Source organism: Pseudoalteromonas sp. J2K-J979 (genome assembly GCF_058169715.2).
In genome coordinates this window covers 3,164,697-3,179,596 of the sequence record NZ_CM200281.1, presented here as the reverse complement: position 1 = coordinate 3,179,596, position 14,900 = coordinate 3,164,697, and the positions used below count along the sequence as shown (strand labels likewise).

Annotated in this window: 12 protein-coding genes and 1 tRNA gene; 3 read left to right on the top strand and 10 right to left on the bottom strand. The window is 40.6% G+C overall.

Annotation, left to right across the window (positions count from 1 at the left end):
* Positions 1-112: 112 nt before the first annotated feature.
* Entirely contained in the window at positions 113-436 is a 324-nt protein-coding gene (metJ, locus tag AC3KVK_RS14475; RefSeq protein ID WP_490311760.1) for a met regulon transcriptional regulator MetJ, read from the bottom strand.
* 237 nt (positions 437-673) lie between these two features.
* Between metJ and metB the strand changes: the two genes are divergently transcribed.
* Together metB and metL are read left to right on the top strand one after the other, a co-directional pair.
* Entirely contained in the window at positions 674-1,933 is a 1,260-nt protein-coding gene (gene metB / locus AC3KVK_RS14470; protein ID WP_490311761.1) for a cystathionine gamma-synthase, read from the top strand.
* A 5-nt stretch (positions 1,934-1,938) separates the two neighbouring features.
* Positions 1,939-4,284, top strand: a complete 2,346-nt coding sequence (gene metL / locus AC3KVK_RS14465) for a bifunctional aspartate kinase/homoserine dehydrogenase II (RefSeq protein WP_490311762.1) — start codon at positions 1,939-1,941, stop codon at positions 4,282-4,284.
* Positions 4,285-4,346: 62 nt separating this feature from the next.
* Here the strand turns inward: metL and AC3KVK_RS14460 are convergent, their stop codons facing one another.
* The 4 genes from AC3KVK_RS14460 to AC3KVK_RS14445 all read right to left on the bottom strand — a co-directional run bounded on the left by AC3KVK_RS14460 (position 4,347) and on the right by AC3KVK_RS14445 (position 9,528).
* The gene (locus tag AC3KVK_RS14460; RefSeq protein ID WP_490311763.1) at positions 4,347-6,188 is read right to left on the bottom strand and encodes a cation:proton antiporter; all 1,842 of its coding nucleotides are present in this window, start codon (positions 6,186-6,188) and stop codon (positions 4,347-4,349) included.
* Positions 6,189-6,353: 165 nt separating this feature from the next.
* A complete protein-coding gene (locus AC3KVK_RS14455) occupies positions 6,354-7,868 on the bottom strand; it encodes a polyamine aminopropyltransferase (RefSeq protein WP_490311764.1) in 1,515 nt (504 codons plus the stop codon).
* The gene (locus AC3KVK_RS14450) at positions 7,868-8,683 is read right to left on the bottom strand and encodes a hypothetical protein (protein WP_490311765.1); all 816 of its coding nucleotides are present in this window, start codon (positions 8,681-8,683) and stop codon (positions 7,868-7,870) included. Before AC3KVK_RS14450 ends, AC3KVK_RS14455 begins: the two co-directional genes overlap by 1 nt.
* Positions 8,684-8,691: 8 nt before the next feature.
* The gene (locus AC3KVK_RS14445; protein ID WP_490311766.1) at positions 8,692-9,528 is read right to left on the bottom strand and encodes a DUF350 domain-containing protein; all 837 of its coding nucleotides are present in this window, start codon (positions 9,526-9,528) and stop codon (positions 8,692-8,694) included.
* A gap of 531 nt (positions 9,529-10,059) precedes the next feature.
* Between AC3KVK_RS14445 and AC3KVK_RS14440 the strand changes: the two genes are divergently transcribed.
* Complete coding sequence (locus tag AC3KVK_RS14440) at positions 10,060-10,293, top strand: hypothetical protein (protein ID WP_490311767.1); 234 nt, start codon at positions 10,060-10,062, stop codon at positions 10,291-10,293.
* 274 nt (positions 10,294-10,567) lie between these two features.
* On the opposite strand, the gene AC3KVK_RS14435 is transcribed toward AC3KVK_RS14440, so the two are convergent.
* The 5 genes from AC3KVK_RS14435 to aroQ all read right to left on the bottom strand — a co-directional run bounded on the left by AC3KVK_RS14435 (position 10,568) and on the right by aroQ (position 14,871).
* Positions 10,568-11,749, bottom strand: a complete 1,182-nt coding sequence (locus tag AC3KVK_RS14435) for an alpha/beta hydrolase-fold protein (RefSeq protein ID WP_490311768.1) — start codon at positions 11,747-11,749, stop codon at positions 10,568-10,570.
* A gap of 430 nt (positions 11,750-12,179) precedes the next feature.
* Positions 12,180-12,256: transfer RNA gene (locus AC3KVK_RS14430), tRNA-Ile, on the bottom strand.
* A 316-nt stretch (positions 12,257-12,572) separates the two neighbouring features.
* Positions 12,573-13,913 (bottom strand): acetyl-CoA carboxylase biotin carboxylase subunit, encoded by a 1,341-nt coding sequence (accC, locus tag AC3KVK_RS14425; RefSeq protein WP_490311769.1) that lies wholly within the window; start codon positions 13,911-13,913, stop codon positions 12,573-12,575.
* Positions 13,914-13,939: 26 nt separating this feature from the next.
* Complete coding sequence (accB, locus tag AC3KVK_RS14420; RefSeq protein WP_490311770.1) at positions 13,940-14,389, bottom strand: acetyl-CoA carboxylase biotin carboxyl carrier protein; 450 nt, start codon at positions 14,387-14,389, stop codon at positions 13,940-13,942.
* A gap of 35 nt (positions 14,390-14,424) precedes the next feature.
* A complete protein-coding gene (gene aroQ, locus AC3KVK_RS14415; protein WP_490311771.1) occupies positions 14,425-14,871 on the bottom strand; it encodes a type II 3-dehydroquinate dehydratase in 447 nt (148 codons plus the stop codon).
* Positions 14,872-14,900 lie beyond the last annotated feature (29 nt).

Below are 14,900 nucleotides of genomic sequence, written 5' to 3'. Positions count from 1 at the left end.
AATCAAGACTGTAAAATACTTTTTACGTACGCTGAAGAAAAGATAAGGAGATTATTTTTAGAAACGATGCCATTCACCTAGAGTAAATGGCATTAATTAACTTCGAGGCTTTTTATTCATCTTCGAGTATCGGCAAGTCTAATCCCATGCTTGTCATAATTGCGCGCACTTCCGCTGGAACATGCTCAGGGTTGTCTTTTCTAAGATCTTCATCATTTGGCAGCGGTTGGCCTGTAAATGCGTGCAAAAATGCTTCGCAAAGTAATTCACTATTTGTGGCATGGCGAAGATTGTTCACTTGGCGACGAGTACGCTCATCTGTTAATACTTTTAACACGTTTAGCGGGATAGATACGGTGATTTTTTTCACTTGCTCTGATTTTTTACCGTGCTCTGCGTAAGGGTGAATGTATTCACCATTCCATTTTGTTGCCATAAGTTTAGATTGCCTTTTAATAACTGCGTGCCTGTTTGCCAATGAATTAGTCTGAAGATAAAAATATTATCTATAATTTTTAGTTATTGGCTTTATCGTGGCGAAATTTTATCGGTTTAAAATATATAGTCAATTATCATTTATTTAGCTATTTAGACGTATAAATGTTTTGACTTCTCGACCTGGGTGCTCTAACCTTTTAGACGTCTAAACATCTAACTGTTTGCAGGTTTTAAAATGAACAAAGCTAAAAAAGCGACAATCGCAGTCCGTAAAGGAATTGAAGCCGATAAACATCATGGCGCAGTTGTTCCTCCTCTTTTCTTATCAACGACTTACTCTTTTGCTGATTTTGATACTAAGCGTGCTTACGATTATGGTCGTAGTGGTAATCCAACGCGCGATATTTTAGCTGAGACGTTGGCTGAGCTTGAAGGTGGGGCGAAAGGGATCGTCACTGCAACAGGGATGGCGGCAGTTCACTTGGTAACTCAACTATTGTCTAGCAATGACACGCTTGTGATCCCACATGATTGTTATGGTGGGAGTTATCGCTTATTTACAAGTTTAGAAAAACGCGGACTCCTAAAATTAAAGGTGGTTAATTTTACTCTTGATGAAAGCTTTGCAGAAATTGAAGCGCTTAAACCTAAGCTGATTTGGATTGAAACACCTAGCAATCCATTACTCAGGTTAACTGATATTGCCAAAGTGGTTGAGACGGCAAAAAATAGTGGTGCATTAGTCGCTGCGGATAACACCTTTTTATCTCCAGCTTTACAAAACCCAATCGAATTTGGCGTCGACATCGTTGTACATTCAACAACCAAATATATTAACGGTCACTCTGATGTGGTCGGTGGTGCAGTGATTGCGAAAACTGCCGAGTTAGGTGAAGAGCTTGCCTGGTGGGCAAATAATATTGGCATTACTGGTGCGCCTTTTGACAGTTACTTAACACTGCGTGGCATCCGTACACTCAATGTTCGTATTAAACAACACGAACAAAATGCATTTTTAATCGCAGAGTATTTAGAGCGAAGCCCTTACGTCAAAAGCGTGTATTACCCCGGATTAGAATCACACCCTCAGCACGCATTAGCGAAGCAACAGCAACGAGGCTTTGGTGGCATGGTGAGTTTTGATATAAAAGGCGATATTAACGATGCAGCACGGTTTTTAACAAACTGTGAGCACTTCACGTTAGCTGAATCTTTAGGCGGCGTAGAGAGCCTTATTTGTCATCCTGCAACTATGACACATGCCGGTATGGATCCTAAAGCGCGTCTTGAAGCTGGTGTGGGTGATACACTTATCCGTATTTCTGTAGGGATTGAAGATGCTAATGACCTATTGGCAGATCTTGAGCGTAATTTTGAACAAGTTCGCCCAGGAGAAAATCAACCAGCATCCCGTATTGGTGAAACTTCAGACAACAAACAAACAGACGATAACTGTGCTAACTTTGTTAGCCCTGCACATGTCGCATTATGGTAATTAAAATGAGTAGAGCAGTTCATAAATTTGGTGGGTCGAGTTTAAGTAGTGCTAATCGTTATCATGCGGTTGCAAATATTATTCTTAGCCAAGCATCTGAAGGAGATGTTATTGTCGTCTCGGCAGCAGGTAAAACAACGGATACCTTAGTTAAACTTTGGCAAAGTTACGTGCAACAAGATCAGCAAGGGTTAGCAGATATTTTAGCACTGCTTGAGCAGCATCAAAGTGAATTAATACAAGAATTATTAGTTGCGCCATTTCAACAACCTGTCCTTGTGGCATTGGCCAGTGAATTAAGCGAAATATCTCAAAAAATCAGCAATGCACACCTACAAGAAGCGCAACTTTTAGCGCATGGTGAACTATGGTCTGCAAGGTTGCTGGCTCACTATCTCAAGCAGCTAAATGCAAACGCGCAAGCATTTGATGCAAGGCAGTTACTCACTTTGGTTGATGGCCAGCTACAGCATGATAAAAATCAGCAAGCATGTCAGCAACTAGAATTAGCGCAGTACAATGTTGTTACGGGTTTCATTGCTGCGGACGAAGCAGGGAATACAGTGACGCTAGGGCGAAATGGCAGTGACTACAGCGCGACGTTGTTGGCTCGCTATATTGATGCACAGAGTGTGTCTATTTGGACTGATACTCAAGGAGTCTTTTCGACCGATCCTCGTAAGGTAAAACGGGCGATCCGATATGGAAAAATTTGCCGTGCTCAGGCTAATTTACTCGCTCGGCTTGGAAATCCTGTGCTTCATGCTAAAACCTTAACTCCGCTCAAAGGCACTTCGATTAAATTAGTTGTTCGCAGCAGCTTTGATAGTAGTAGTGCTGCAACCGAAATCGTCACAGAAGGGTTAGCGAAACAAAAACGATTTATAACGAATCTTGATAATTACGATCTCTTAAAAGTAGCTGATCTACATGAAGGTGAAGTGGGTGAATTAAGCCGTGTTATCCAGCATGCATTACATCATTTCACGCAGGGTGCAGACACGTTTTTATTGGTCCCTGCACAACATAGCAATCAAATCTCAGCGTTGCTTTCTGGGCGAAGCAATTTGGTGGAGTCAAACGTATCAGGTATCGCAATAGTATGTGAGCAAGGGGCAGGTCATGCACTAGCAACACAAGCGAAGGCAATTTTAGCCGACAATAATGTTACGCTACGTTTTGTGTTTTCACATGATGAATACTGTATTTTATTATGTGAGCAGCCACTCGATACAGATAGGCTAACGATTTTACATGATCAGCTTGTCAGTGTGTCACAAGAGCTTGCTGTTGTTGTAGCTGGTTTAGGCAATGTGGGCGCTGTGTTTATAGAGCAGCTTGAAAAACAGTTGCTTCGCTTAAATCAATTGTTACCAGTTAAATTAGTGGGGCTGGTTCGTAGTCAGCATATGCTATTTAATCCAAGTGGACTCAACCCCGAAAATTGGACTGACATATGGCAAAGTCAGTCAGTTGCATTTGACAGTGCTGAATTGGTCAATCACTTAGCTGAATTAGATTACGAGCATAAAGTCGTCATCGATATTACAGCCAGTGAATCGTTTAGCCAGTTATATCCACAATTTGTTGATGCGGGATGCCATTTAATTTGTGCAAATAAGTATGCAGGTACAGCTGAGCTTACTTGGTATCAGGCACTACAAGAAAATTTAAAACTGCGAAATTTACAATGGCGTTATAATACCTCTGTCGGAGCGGGACTTCCGATAAACTTTGCTTTGAATGACTTGCTGAATTCAGGTGATAAAGTCGAACGTTTAACTGGGGTTTTTTCGGGAACTCTTTCGTGGTTATGCGCACATTATGATGGCAGCCAGGCATTTTCTGAATTGGTTATGCAGGCTAAAGCGATGGGTTATTCAGAACCGGATCCCCGGGAAGATTTATCCGGCCGTGATGTACAGCGGAAATTATTAATATTGGCTCGAGAACTTGGATTAACGTTAAATCTAGATGATATTGAATTGAGCCCGTTGATGCCACAGGCATTAATTGATGGTGATTGGGATTTCTTTATAAATAATTTAGCGCTACTAGATGAATATGTAAGTGAACTAGCCGCTCAGGCGGCGGCACAAGATAAAGTGCTACGCTATGCTGCAGAGCTTGAATTAACCGCAGATAAGTGGGTGGCCAAAGTAGGGCTCAAGCCAGTCGTAAAGGATGATGCACTCGCAACTTTAAAACCGGGTGATAATATTTTTGTTATTAATAGTCAGTGGTATCAAGACAACCCTCTTGTTATTCAAGGTCCAGGAGCTGGTAAGGAAGTGACAGCAGCGGGTATCCACTCAGATTTATACTGGTTGAGCAAATCGTTAGCGAAATAAGGCCTATGCAATTAACTCATTGATTGAGATGCAAATAGCCCGCTAATAAAGCGGGCTTTTTATTATGACTCTGAACTAACAGGCGTTCGGCTGACTGGTTCCTTTAAAATTGACATTTTCGCAGGTTGCATTGCTACAATCATATCGCCGGTTTCAGGCGAGCGCTCCATATTAGGTGTAAAAGGAATTAACTGAATATCTTCTTCACTATCGATGCGTAAGATAAACAATGGGACTGCTTCTTTGTTGATTTCTAAATAGTCATGCCAAGAAAAGGCTTCGGCAATTTTGGTTGCACTTACTTTTCCGCCCTTCGCAATCATGCTACTTAATCGAGCATAAGAAGCTTGATCGCCAAACAAAATTTGTCTCGACAAGAACGTTGCGCTGTCTTTATTTGCCTTTGCATGTACATCAGAAGATTTAAGCGAGTAGACATTTTTCTCATCGAGCATGTGAGAAAAGTACTGAACACCCAGTGCATTGTGGTGGCGATTTGGTGACAGTCCCAACACCGTTTTTAAATTCGACATAGGTAAGTAGCGCTCAGCGTGCTCTGATTGCGGATTACCATAATAACAAGATAGTCCATCCATTCTTGCCATACGACAGTTTTCCCAAGCAGGATCGGAAAGATACACATCAATCTTTTGATCTTGGAGGCCTTTTGCAATCGCACGAGCTAAATGGTTTGCACCAATTATTAATACAGTAGATGGCTTGGGTTGACGCATTCTTAGTAATTTAGCAACCGGGACAGCGGTCAGGCTTTGTAAAACAACAGTCACTATAATGACGGTAAAAATTATAGGGACTATTTTTTGAGCATCAGCAATGCCCGCTTTTGCCATACTTAGTGCGAAAACAGAGCCGACGGCTGCAGCAACTATTCCTCGAGGAGCGATCCACGCTAAAATAGCACGCGCACGCCAAGGAAGATCTGAGTTATAGGTTGAAACTGCGATACATATTGGTCGAGCAACAAAAAGAACGATTAATAAAAAGATAACGACACTTGGGCCTAACAGCATTAAGTCTGCAAGTTGTAAACGCGCTGCCAATAAAATAAACAACGTTGAAATTAAGATTTGAGATAAATCTTCTTTAAACTCTAAAATAGAGTCCAGTTCAAGATCGTCTTGATTCGCTAAGTAAATACCAAATACAGTTACAGCTAAAAGGCCAGACTCATGGCTTAGCGCATTAGACACACTAAAGCTGACTAAGACTAAAGCAAGTACACCAAATTTATGTAATTCATAAGGTAGCCATTCTCGGCGAATGAGATTCGTCGTAATGAGTCCTGCAGCAATACCAATGGATAAGCCAACACCAACGGTTTTAATTAATGCCACGAGCGTATGACTGAATACACCACTTTGCCCTGCTAGCATGACAGCTTCAAATACTAAGACCGCGAATAAGGCACCAATAGGATCAATGACGATGCCTTCCCATCGTAAAATTCTATCGACTTCAATAGTCGGGCGCATCGTGTTAAGCAAAGGTGCAGTAACCGTGGGGCCTGTCACAACCAACACCGCTCCAATAACAGCGGCCACTCGCCAATCAAGCTCGAGTAGTAAATAACAGGCAAAGCCAAGAATAATTGCGGTTGCTATCATGCCTATCGAGCATAAGTTGCGCACAACCTTGCCGATCCCTTTGAGTTCTTTGAAGTGAAGTGTTAAGGATCCTTCAAATAAGATAACCGCTACAGAAAGTGATATGACGGGAAAGAGCAAATCCCCGAATATTGCATCAGGATCAAGTACTGAAAACACCGGCCCTAAGAGCAAGCCAGTTAGAAGTAGAAAGAGGATAGCAGGAACTTTTACAGTCCAAGCAAGCCATTGTGCTAATACAGAACACAATGCAATCCCAGCAAGGTAAATGGCAGACATTAAAACTTACACTCCAAATTAATATACTTTGAATATAGACGCAGATGATAGGGCTGCGAAAAATATGGGAAAATAATTACTTCAGATAACGTTTTAATGCAATCGAAAGTCACATTACTTAGAAGAATAAATTGTATTTTTACTTAAAAGCCACTTTTTGCGTGATTAATTCCAATATCGCCACCCTTTGAGGTAATAGTATAAAACGTTAGGCTCATCAAGGGTGCTGATTGCTTCTTGACCGGATTGCAAATCCGTAGGGAAAATAAACAATTGTGGTTCTATTTTGGGTTGATAAAAGCGCGTTGTTAAATCACGAGTTTTTGGCGGAAGACAACGTTGCTTACAGGCCATGACAAATCCCCATTCACCAAATGAGGGCACATTGACATGGTAAGGCGCCACACGGGCAAATTGCGCAGCGATAAGAGTATTATTAATTGACCAAAAAGCCTGCTTAGCAAAAAATGGGCTCGTAGCTTGAGTGACCAAAATCCCATGATCGGGTAGGCGCTTTTTAAGTTGCAAGTAAAACTGTTGACTATACAAGCGTGCTAAGCTGATTGTTTTTGGATCGGGTAAATCGATAATGATTAAATCAAATAAGCGCTCGGTTTGCTCGGTATACACATACCCATCAAGATGCAATATTTCAACTTTTGGGCTGCTTAGAGCGCCCTGGTTTAATTGGGTTAAATAGTGGTTGTTTTTTGCGAGCTGCGCGACAGCAGGATCTAAATCGACTAAAACAATGTTTTCTAAAGAGGGGTATTTAAGTAGTTCTCGCACAGCTAAGCCATCCCCGCCTCCCAAAATTAACACGGTTTTTGGCTTATCGAGCCTAGCCATCGCCGGATGCACCAGCGATTCATGGTAGCGGTATTCATCAATTGATGAAAATTGTAAGCCGCCATTGAGGTAAAGACGGACATCGTCTTTGTTACGTGTTAGCACAATTTGTTGGTAGGGAGTCTGCTCAGAGTGAACAACATGATCTTCATACACTTGGCTATTCCATAGTTTATTCAACTGATGACTGGCAATAAATGTCGCCAGTAAAATAGTTGCCACGACGATTAAAGCCAATTTGAGCACTTTTTTACGTGTTACGTTAAAGTGATCAATAAAGTACCACAGCAGTACCAGTGCGATTGATAGATTCATCAGACCGAAAGCGAGCGACGTTTTAAATACACCCAACCAAGGTAAAAACAAAAACGGAAATAACAACGTTGCTAATAACGCGCCAAAATAGTCAATGGAGAGCACATTAGATAGGTTTGCTTTGAGTGTATAATGTTTCTCCATCAAGCGGCTTAGTAATGGAATTTCTAACCCAATAAGGATACCAATTACAGCAGTGAGAAGGATTGAGCACATTTGCAGTGGCAAGCCGAACGCATAGGAAAAATACAAAATAGGCACGCTCATGCCACCCAGCAAGGCTAAAGCTAGTTCAAATCCAATAAATAAGCTAAGTAAAGAGCGGTCAGGCACCCAACGCGATAAATATGAGCCGACTCCCATAAAGGCCATATAAATACCAATGGTGAGTGAAAACTGCGTAATGCTATCGCCAAGAAAATAAGCTCCAGTTGTTGCGATTAATAGCTCATAAATGATCGAACATAAACCGGCTACAAAAATACTAAATAGCAGGATATGGCTTTCACGCAGCATTACTTGCCGCCTCGAGCGCCACCGGTGCGAAACTGTGCACTTGAGATACTGTGTTCACGTAATTCTCTGTCGACATAAATATGGCTGTGCCTATATGAATAACTAAGCCAATTTATTTCATCATCATCGTCACTGTAAGCCCATACACTGGTGAGCATTGTGGGGATTAAAAAGAGCAATAAAACCGGCCAGACTTTCATTGGGGCCGTTTTCATTGCATCCAGTTGTTTAACTGAAAGGCGCTTGATTGGTTTATATTCTAACGTATCTTTTTCTTGTTCATGACGATGAATAAAAATCAGCAGACAAAAGCCTACCACTAAGCCGCTGAGCCAGAGGATGATATTCATCTTACCTGCATCGCCGCGGATTGCTAGAATTCGAAAGCGAAAGGAAGAGTTTTGACTGGCTTGTTTACTCGATGAGCTGTCAGTAAGAAAAGCTTGGTACAGCCCTTTCTTCGGAAAGCGTTGATCTAAATGAACTTGAGTGTGGTATTCCGTCCAAGAACCATCTGAGTCACGACCACTTTCAGCCCATAGCTCATCAGTGTAGGCAAATAGATACTTACCTTCATTATCATATATCTCGATATCAATACTTTTCCAAGAGTTGAGTGGTAAATGGCCTTTTATTTCAAATCGCATCATTTGACCATCGCGATTTACCTCAAATGGGTAGGGCGTATCGAGATTACTGTAACTGGCACTATCTGCATAAGGCTTGGCATTCTCGGGTGAGGCCACATCATTATCAATGATCCACGCACAAATAAAAGTCACTATCGCGATGATAAAAAGTTTTACTGTTGTCATTTTGATACCTACAAAGTAACAAGAATGGCGAGAGCGATACAAATTGCTAAGCACCCTTCAAGGACCGCAACGGCGATATTGCGCTCTGCAATAGCGGTATCAAGCACAATATGAGGCAGTAATACTTTATCTAACAGTAAGCGCATAAATGGCAGCACGATAAATGCAATTGCGCTATCAATCGCAAAGAGGGTTAGACTATGCTGCCAAGAGATAAATTGGCCGCTCAGTGCGTGAAATAAAATGATACCCACAGCGATTAAGGTTGCAGAAAAACTTACCGCAGCTGCTAAATTTTGTTGCTGAAGTTGTACTTGCAAATCAAAACGAGTTAAGAGGTCGTATAGCCTTGCAAAGACAATTAATAAGGCTTGCCCAAATAAATAAAAGATAGCGGCAGAGAGCCACGTTCCTTCTCCAGCTAACGCGCCACCAATCAGTAAACTACTACTTAAGTAACTCGCAGCTTGCGCAATGCCGGTGGCTAAATTTTGTTTATCGATTAATTGCTCAGTGTTGCAAAAGGCATGCAGTAAAAACTTATCATTAATCCAGCGTGATAAAACCAGTAAAGCCATGCCTAATACACTGTAAATACTCACGTTGATTAAATCATTGAGTAAACCTTGGCTTGGCCCTGCTAATACACAAAAATAAATAATGCTGACAGCAAATAAATAGCCAGAAATAGATATAGCCAACGAGGTATTCTGATGTTCAGAAAGTTGCTTAACTGTGTCATATGGCGTAGTGAGATTGTAAACCCACTTAGCAACGAGTAGCACTGCGATAAACAGACCTAAATAAGCACTGTTTAATAAGTAATTATCTATATAAATATCCATATCTATGATTCTTATGTTATTTTTCGCAAGATAGTAACATAAGTAGAAACAGAGACAAATAATGAAAATCGAGCAAAAGTGAAACTAAGGAATAAAAATGGTATCCCCTCCCAGGCTCGAACGCTTATATAGGGCTAAGATATTTCAAGTTGATTTCGGTGACTGTCCGTCCGCTCCGTTGAATCCATTGTAAAATGGGTATCTTGGCCTTAAAAATTAGTTGGTGTTACTTTGTAATTAAATGCAACCGCAAGGTTGTATTTAATATTGCGAGTCTTATCTATGCATTCCACTATATGGATCTTTGCTTACTTTTGTAAATGACAAGCAACTTTGCTGTTGCTTAGCAATCATTGACAAAATCGCTCATCTCCATAAGTGTTCAGCATGAGCTAAGCCACTCCCCCAGCTGTTTCACAGCAGCAGGATTCCTATTTTTGGGTTATCTATTTGAGTTTTTATTAGTTAGTGGGTAACACTTATTCTGTTTATGTGGCTTTTGCTATAATTTATTAGGTGAGGAGGCTATTGATGAAACAGTTAGACACAAACTATCCATCGCTATCAGATATTGATATCGACTTTGAGTCTGAACTTGAACTCTCGCCAGAGTCTTCTTGCGAAGATAAGTCTTATACGCTTGATAACCATCCGTTTTATAGTCAGATTCGCACAGGAAATTTTGATATACCTGATGATGTTAACGAATCGACCGAAATGGAGAAAGGGGAATACTTGTTCAATTTAATAATCCAAACACCTTGAAACAGGCTTTGGCAAACATTAAGCTAGAGTCGCTAGTCTTGCACAAAGATGTTGAAGTGCTGCTGAGTAGGGTATTAACGGACTCTAGTGTGACTAAAGAGCAAGTATTGGATATGCTTTGTAAATATAATTCGAAAAAACCTTAACTCAAATTGTCAGATTAAATTCATTAGAAGTAATTGCAGCCGTTAATTATAGAGGCCACCATCAACTTTGTAAGTGAGCCAACCCCAGTAATTTTTGTTTTTTAATATTGGAAGTATTCTAACTGCTCTTACCTAAGAGCAGCTTGTTCTTCAAAAGATTGTAAATATCCCTTGTGACGTTTTTGATGCCATGTACGCATATTTTTTGACATTTGAACTGCTTGTTTTTGCAAAGCAATCGCTTTTTCAAAGTCATAGATTGTGGCATAAGCATTTGCTAGGTAATAGGTGACATAAGCATCATCTGGATATAACTTCCTCATTTTTTCAAATAAACTAATGGCCTGTTGTGGTTCGCTATTTAATAAGTGATTTCCTCGATTTCTGAGAGAGAGCAAAGGTGAAACCTCAAATCCATACTTTTCTTTGCTCAACCACTCATAGTGTTTGACGATTGCTTCTAGACCTTTCTTGGCTATTTCTGAGTCTGGATCTAAGCCATTGTGGATATCATCAAATAAAAGCTCAACCCCCATTACTGTTGCGACTAGAGGCATTGACATGTGGTAATGCTGTTTTAAATTTCGCTTATGAACATCTAATGAAGCTGGAGTGTTTTCGTTGATCATACGTAACAACTGCTCATAAGAATCTATCTGATGGTCTTCTTTGACTGATTCACCTGTCGTGATTAACAAAAAGCGAGGCTTTCTATCTAGTTTTGCTAATTTGTCCTTTGCGTTTGATAATATACCTGCGTAATTATTTTCAAGTTCTGGACTTATCACAAAATAGGCATTAAACAGGTCAGGTTTGTTCAGAAGAGATGATAGTGCAATACTGCCGTTGCGACGAAAGCCACTAATAATGCGGAAAGGTTTAGTTCTATATTTTGCATCTATGGCGGGGAAAAGTTTGGATTCGAAAAAATCCAACATAGGGGTACTTTTTCCAGTTACATCAAACAATTTGCCTACTGGATTTCCGATGCTAGGTGTAACTATTATGGTTCGGAGCCAAGGCCACTCGCCATTGTGACTCATCCAATCATGCATACCACTTAGATAGGTATGTGCATAATGATGAAAGTCAAATAATACAATGTAGGACTTGCCAATATCGTTTTTATAACCAGCCGGAAGGTTTATATCAAATGAGAGGTGTTCTTCAAAATTAGGGTGAGATAGAGTAACCTTCTCTTGTGTGCCCTGAGCTATGGTTGCTGTACTGAGTAAAAATGTAAATAAGATCCATATTTGTTTTATATACTTCAATTTCATCTTCCTTAAAATAATACTTTCGTCAATCATGGCATACAACTTGACGGTTTTGGGGAAAATCTCGATGTACGGTAATATCGCTTATCTAAAAGCAGAAATCCAAATCATAATATAAACACTAATGTTCGACCCAATATCTGATTCGAGCAAGCATGTATCTTGTATCTACTGGCCGCGTATACCAATTTATCTAGCTGTTTGGCTCAAACACTTAAATGGGATTCTAACAGCTCAAATTTGACTGCGTCTAAGGCTACTTTATATTCACCTGCAATTAATGTTAGCTTTCTATAGCGGGTAATAGCAGTGTAAAACATGCTACTGTCTAACACTTTGCTGTTTTCGATAGCACAAACGATTGTTGTATCGTACTCAGAGCCTTGTTATTTATGAGTGGATATCACGTAAGCTAACTAAATGATTTTAGTTAGTGGTTAATTACAACGAAAGTCTTTTATAGTGGTGGCCCCTCCCAGACTCGAACTGGGGACCTAACGATTATGAGTCGTGTGCTCTAACCAACTGAGCTAAGGGGCCATTTAGATGCGTTAATCATAAACTGACTAAGCGGGGAGCAGTATAAAAATTTTTACTTCGCTTGTCACTATCAAAAAGCGTAAATCTATGAATAAGCAGTACAACTGCTTATATAGTGTGCAGTGTTGGGTGTTTTCTGACTCTTGATATAAAATTAAGCCCATACCTGGCTGATAAATGATAGTTGTTATGGGTTGCGATCTTACATAAGCTATGGAAATTTGGTGAAACGATAAGGCTTAGGGTTGAAACCATGAGCTATAAAAAAACCAGTACACACTGGTACTGGTTTTTACATGAAACTTAGAAAATAAAATTAAAGGCCTAATTTTTTCTCTAAATAATGGATATTAGTGCCGCCGTTTTGGAAGTTTTCATCCGCCATAATGAGCTTGTGAAGAGCGGTATTGGTTTTAATACCATCAATAACAAGTTCATTAAGTGCATTTTTCGCACGTGCAATGGCAACATCACGATTTTCACCATAGGTGATTAACTTACCAATCATTGAATCATAATGAGGGGGCACAGTGTAATCAGCGTAAATATGTGAATCCCAACGAATACCTAAACCACCGGCTGGGTGGAAGCGAGTAATTTTACCCGGAGAAGGAATAAATGTTTCAGGGTCTTCGGCATTAATTCGGCATTCAATTGCATGACCACGGATCACAACATCGTCTTGAGTAAACGATAATGGTTGGCCAGCCGCAATTTTCAGCTGTTCTTTGATTAAATCGACGCCTGTGACCATTTCGGTTACTGGGTGCTCAACCTGAATACGGGTGTTCATTTCAATGAAATAAAACTCACCATTTTCGTATAAGAACTCAAATGTACCAGCGCCACGGTAACCAATTTCGATACATGCACGAGTACAACGCTCGCCGATAAACTTACGCATTTCAGCTGTAATGCCTGGTGCAGGTGCTTCCTCGACAACTTTTTGATGACGGCGTTGCATGGAGCAATCACGTTCACCTAAATGAACGGCATTACCTTGACCATCAGCCAACACTTGCACTTCGATATGACGTGGGTTTTCTAGGAATTTTTCCATGTAAACCATGCCATTGCCAAAGAATTGCTTCGCTTCTTGTTGTGTTAACGCAATTGAATCAATTAGTTCAGCTTCGCTACGAACAACACGCATACCACGACCACCACCACCACCGGCAGCTTTGATGATCACTGGGTAACCGATGCGTTTAGCAATCTGAATGTTACGATCTTTATCAGCGGTTAGTGGGCCGTCAGAGCCAGGTACACACGGCACACCAGCTTTGCGCATTGCTTCGATTGCCGCGACTTTATCGCCCATGATACGAATGGTGTCGCCACGAGGTCCGATAAAAATGAAACCACTTTTTTCGACTTGATCTGCAAAGTCCGCATTTTCAGATAAAAAACCATAACCAGGGTGAATTGCGACTGCATCGGTTACTTCAGCCGCAGCAATAATGCGCGGAATATCTAAATAACTTTCAGAAGCAGCTGGTTTACCAATACAAATGGTTTCATCAGCTAAAAGTACGTGTTTTAAATCTCTATCAGCTGTAGAGTGAACCGCTACGGTTTTAATACCGAGCTCTTTACAGGCGCGCAATATACGAAGTGCTATTTCACCTCGATTTGCGATAACTACTTTATCTAACATAGAGTTGGCCTTCTAAACTTGCTCGATTATTCAATGATGAATAGCGGTTGATCAAATTCAATTGGATCTTCGTTTTCAACCAAAATAGCTTTAACAACACCCGATTTATCAGCAACGATTTGGTTCATCATTTTCATTGCTTCGATAATGCACATAGTGTCACCAACATTGACTGAAGAGCCAACTTCTACATACGATGCAGATTCAGGAGAAGGTGAACGATAGAATGTACCCACCATTGGTGATTTCACTGTGTGACCTGTTTCAACAGGAGACGCTTCAACTACTGCAGCCGCGGCTGGAGCGGCAACAGGTGCTGGTGCAGCGTATTGTTGCTGTGGTGCAGCAAATACTTGAGCGTTACTGAAGTTACTACGATTAATGCGTACTGACTCTTCACCTTCAGTGATTTCAAGCTCAGCAATACCTGATTCTTCAACAAGTTCGATTAATTTTTTTATTTTGCGAATATCCATCGAATACCCCGCCTTTGGGTTAGCAATTAATAATATTAGTTTTGTAATTGGTTAACGGCAGCAGTTAATGCCATTTGGTAACCCATTACTCCGAATCCAACAATGACGCCTGAAGCAATATCCGAAAAGTACGAATGGTGCCTAAAGGCCTCACGTTTGTGCACATTAGATAAGTGCACTTCAATAAATGGTATTTCCACACTTAATAATGCATCCCGAAGGGCGACACTGGTGTGGGTGAAAGCTGCTGGATTGATAATGATAAAATCGATCTGACGCCAGGCTGAATGAATTTTATCGATCAACTCATGTTCGGCATTACTTTGTAGATGCTCTAACTCAACATTGAGTGACTCCGCTTGCTGAGTTAACAATGCCACAATATCTGCTAAGCTTTGAGAGCCATACGTTTGTGGCTCTCGTTTACCTAACATGTTTAAGTTTGGCCCGTTGAGGACTAAAATCTTAGATTTTGCAGTCATTATGCGTGAACATCCTTTAAAGTAAGCCA

Coding starts and splice junctions, on each gene's coding strand:
- metJ (WP_490311760.1), bottom strand. CDS start 436: ATGGCAACAAAATGGAATGGTGAATACATTCACCCTTACGCAGAGCAC.
- metB (WP_490311761.1), top strand. CDS start 674: ATGAACAAAGCTAAAAAAGCGACAATCGCAGTCCGTAAAGGAATTGAA.
- metL (WP_490311762.1), top strand. CDS start 1,939: ATGAGTAGAGCAGTTCATAAATTTGGTGGGTCGAGTTTAAGTAGTGCT.
- AC3KVK_RS14460 (WP_490311763.1), bottom strand. CDS start 6,188: ATGTCTGCCATTTACCTTGCTGGGATTGCATTGTGTTCTGTATTAGCA.
- AC3KVK_RS14455 (WP_490311764.1), bottom strand. CDS start 7,868: ATGCTGCGTGAAAGCCATATCCTGCTATTTAGTATTTTTGTAGCCGGT.
- AC3KVK_RS14450 (WP_490311765.1), bottom strand. CDS start 8,683: ATGACAACAGTAAAACTTTTTATCATCGCGATAGTGACTTTTATTTGT.
- AC3KVK_RS14445 (WP_490311766.1), bottom strand. CDS start 9,528: ATGGATATTTATATAGATAATTACTTATTAAACAGTGCTTATTTAGGT.
- AC3KVK_RS14440 (WP_490311767.1), top strand. CDS start 10,060: ATGAAACAGTTAGACACAAACTATCCATCGCTATCAGATATTGATATC.
- AC3KVK_RS14435 (WP_490311768.1), bottom strand. CDS start 11,749: ATGATTGACGAAAGTATTATTTTAAGGAAGATGAAATTGAAGTATATA.
- accC (WP_490311769.1), bottom strand. CDS start 13,913: ATGTTAGATAAAGTAGTTATCGCAAATCGAGGTGAAATAGCACTTCGT.
- accB (WP_490311770.1), bottom strand. CDS start 14,389: ATGGATATTCGCAAAATAAAAAAATTAATCGAACTTGTTGAAGAATCA.
- aroQ (WP_490311771.1), bottom strand. CDS start 14,871: ATGACTGCAAAATCTAAGATTTTAGTCCTCAACGGGCCAAACTTAAAC.